Consider the following 418-nt stretch of genomic DNA (forward strand, 5'->3'; position numbering starts at 1 on the left):
GTTCGACGCCCTGTTCGAGGACATGTACGAGTACTCCGAGCGCCAGGGCCTGGAGATCGACACCCTGATCCACGAGAGCGGGGTGGCGCAGATGGAGATCAACCTGCGCCACGGCACGCCGCTGGAGCTGGCCGACCAGGTGTTCATGATGAAGCGCACCATCCGCGAGGCGGCGCTGGAGCACGACATCTACGCCACCTTCATGGCCAAGCCGATGGCCACCGAGCCGGGCAGCGCCATGCACGTGCACCAGTCGATCCTGACCGAGGACGGCGACAACCTGTTCTCGGATCCGAAGACGGGCGAGGCGACGCCGGCCTTCTACGCCTTCATCGCCGGCCAGCAGCGCTACCTGCCGGCGATCATGGCCATCCTGGCGCCTTACGTGAACAGCTACCGCCGGATCGCCCGCGACAGC

General features: G+C 66.5%; 1 pseudogene. It reads left to right on the top strand.

The annotated features are described in order from the left end of the window. Positions 1-418 (top strand): annotated as a pseudogene (locus AC1DJ5_RS14660) (glutamine synthetase); the annotation flags it as partial.

The organism is Brevundimonas sp. 01N35 (assembly GCF_056399785.1).